Genomic DNA, 3,178 nt, shown 5'->3' with positions numbered 1-3,178 from the left:
CACCCGCGCCGGAGCGGGCAGCGCTTCCCGTGGGGTGACTCGACCAGAAAGCTCGGCGTCGAGGTAGGCGGCCAGCTCCGATATAGAGCTGTAGTCCCAGCCCACCGTGTCGGCCAGCTGCAGGCCGGTCACCGCTGCCAGCCGATTGCGAAGTTCGACTGTCATTTGCGAGCTGAAACCGAGTTCGGAGAAGGCGCGTTCTGTATCGACCGACCGAGGGTTGGATTCGCCCAGCATCATGGCCACCTGGAGACCAACGGCGTCCGCTAACAACTGATAGCGCTGCTGCTGCAACGCTTTGAGTCGTTCGTGCAGGCCTGATCCTTGGCCGCCGCTGTCTGGTGTTCCAGGCCCCGCCTCCGCGTATGACGAAGGGGTTATCGAAGTTGCCTGCCAAATCGGCGGTGCCGGATTTTCGGCGCGAAGATCTCCGCGCTTCAATTTTCCGGTTGCCGTCCGGGGGAGTTGCTGTGTAATGGCAAATCGATGCGGGACCTTGAACCAAGACAATTGGTTGCGCAGCACCCGGTGGATCTCGAGAACGGCTGAATCATCGAGGCTCGCGCCATCGGCGGGGACGAGAAACGCCTGAAGCGTCGACGCACCCGACGGTTCCTTTACTCCGACAACCGCGGCCTCGGCCACCCGGTCGTCCTCGAGAATTATCCGTTCGACCTCGTTTGGATTGATGTTGATGCCGCCCACAATTTCCAGGTCGTCGGCGCGGCAACGGTACTTGACCCATCCGTCCGGATCGATCGACACCAGATCACCGGTGTCGAGCCAACTCTCATTCATGGGCAGCGGGTCGTTCGGCCGGTTCCAATAACTCGCCGCGATCGATGGGCCCCGGACCCAAAGGTTTCCCTCGACTCCGGGTTCAGCCGTCGTACCGTCAGCCGCCACCACGCGGATCTCGTAGGGGTGAAGAACCTTGCCAACGGTTCCGACGCGCCATTCATCAACGGTGTTCGACACAAATGTCTGACCGACCTCGGTCGAACCTATTCCGTCAAGAATGGGGATGCCGCCGTAGAATTCCGTCAGTTGTTGAGCCAGGCCGACGTCAAGAGCCTCGCCGGCCGATACGATGCAGCGCAGTGACCGGAACGGATCGGGCCCACTACTTTCGAAAATTCGTGCAAAGAAAGTCGGTACGCCGTAGAGCACGGATGGCTTGAATCTTTCACACAGTTCGGCCACGACCTCCGGACTGAACGGCGACGAGTTGATGATCGCCGAACTGCCCGTCGCAAGCGGGAACCATACGGAGTTGCCTAAGCCATACGCGAAATACATGCGGGCGGTACTCAGCCCGATGTCTTCCGGGGCGAGCCGCAACGCGGTGCGACACATTGCGTCGACGTAGGTCGCCACGTCGGCATGCCGATGAACCGCGGCTTTGGGCGAACCCGTAGTGCCGGAGGTATATGTCGCGTAGGCGGCAGTGTCGCCGCTCAGGTTCTCGTACGTCGCCGGCTCCGCTCGAGTCGCATCCGCCATCAGCTCTGCCGCTTCGACCACCGCCGACCGCTGGAATCGACCGCGCAACGCGCCGGACGTGACGACAAGCGCCGGCTCGGTATCGAGCTCGATAAAGACGTGTTCTTCGGAACGGAGCTCGGGGTTGGCGATGAACACCAAAATCCCGCGAGCCAGACTCGCCAGCAACAGCTGCACCAGATCCAGAGAATCGGGGAGACACAACAGAACGCGATCTCCTCGGGAAAGTCCGCGACGACCGAGCACTGCCGCGAGACGCAGTGCACCGTCATGGATTTGCCCATGAGTCGTCGGGTTCGGAGCGTAGAACGCGGGCGAGTCGTACCGGCCGGCGTTTATCGACCGCTCGGCCAGGATTCTTGCTGCGTTCTCGCTCTGCATCGGTCAGTAACCGCCGCCACACCAGGGCAAAAGCACCGAACATACTCCGAAGCGGCAATCCAAAAATTGCGATTGCCGTGCCATCGGCACCCTGAAGTTACTCACCGTCTGGTCACCTCGGCGCAATCAGCAGTCCGCCATATGCTGTCGCATTGCTTCATCGCCCGAAAAATCGCTGACGACGGTGTCCTTGTCTCCGCCGTCGGTCGCATTCTTCGCGGCCGCAACGGTGTCAGCGAATACGCTTTGCGGAAAGTATTCGGTAATCACAATCGCCGGCTTACTGCGGATGGTTACGCGATATTGCCGTGCGACGGCTGCCCGGCCGGTGTCTTGATATTCGTCAGCTGCCAACCAGTGAGGCAACGTGTCCATCCACACCTTCGGAGTCTCCTTGAATATTTCAATACTGTTGGCCAGTATGGATTCCCCGATGGGGCCATCCATCTCGATCAAATTCGCGGCCAGTTTCGATGGCACCAGGTCGATGGCGATGAAAGACTCCGCGACTACGAATATGGTGTTGGACGACGCGCCTTTCAACAGGGCCCGACGACGAAGTAATCGACCCTCAAACAGATCCTCTGGTTTGCCTGCATCCGGCGCAGCCGGGTGAATGTCCTGATCGATGACTTGCGTGACGATCTCATCGTTCGCCAGTACCCCGAGAATCCGAGTAAGGGTGCCATTGGTTGCCAGTAGTATCCGGAGATCACGACTGAAATTGCGGATTTCTTCATCAGTCAGGAAACTTGAAGACAGTTCTCGTTCCTTCCTGTGTTGCGACAGATATTTCAGCCGTGTAGGCGCGAACAGGCTATTTCGTGTGTTTGTCGGCAACAGTCCGTCACGAACATCATTGGCGCCTCGGCGAGTATTTTTTTGAGGGTCTACAAGTTGAGGTGGTGCGGTCTTCGGGTGGGAACTTCGGGGTCGTAACTGACGCAGAACCGGCCGGCGTTTGAGCTTGACCGTGGCGGTATCGTAGCAGGATTTGCTCGCAGCCAGTATGAGAATTCTGACGTACAACGCAGATCTTGGGTCCGGGGGAAGACCGCGCACGCTGCGGTCGAAAAGCGGGCCAGTACTCACGGAATGGGTCTGTGACGGCCGGCTTCGATGCCACCCGCAGAGATTCGATCGCGTACATTTGCCGATCCATCTCCCGCGGTAGTGATGGCCGCGGCGACCCGCAGGGCAGCGACGACAGCTTCTAGAACACCGTTCTGACTGCCCGGTACCGCGTCAACGCTGCGGGTAGTCGCCCACGGCAGCGGTTGAGCCCGCTTCTTAA

At 59.7% G+C, this 3,178-nt stretch carries 3 protein-coding genes; all 3 read right to left on the bottom strand.

The genetic code is table 11. The features are described from left to right. The coding region (locus ACX9NE_RS29140) for an AMP-binding protein (RefSeq protein ID WP_459365240.1) at positions 1-1,884 on the bottom strand (1,884 nt) is incomplete at its 3' end. A 126-nt stretch (positions 1,885-2,010) separates the two neighbouring features. Continuing rightward, entirely contained in the window at positions 2,011-2,976 is a 966-nt protein-coding gene (locus tag ACX9NE_RS29135; protein ID WP_459365239.1) for a chorismate--pyruvate lyase family protein, read from the bottom strand. Further along, positions 2,973-3,178, bottom strand: a 206-nt coding sequence (locus ACX9NE_RS29130; protein WP_459370949.1) for a hypothetical protein, incomplete at its 5' end; no start/stop codon positions are given. The genes ACX9NE_RS29135 and ACX9NE_RS29130, both read right to left, overlap by 4 nt.

It is taken from the genome of Mycobacterium sp. ML4 (assembly GCF_054515735.1).
Note: the sequence above shows the minus strand (reverse complement) of the source record. Positions and strands in the feature narration are given on the sequence as shown.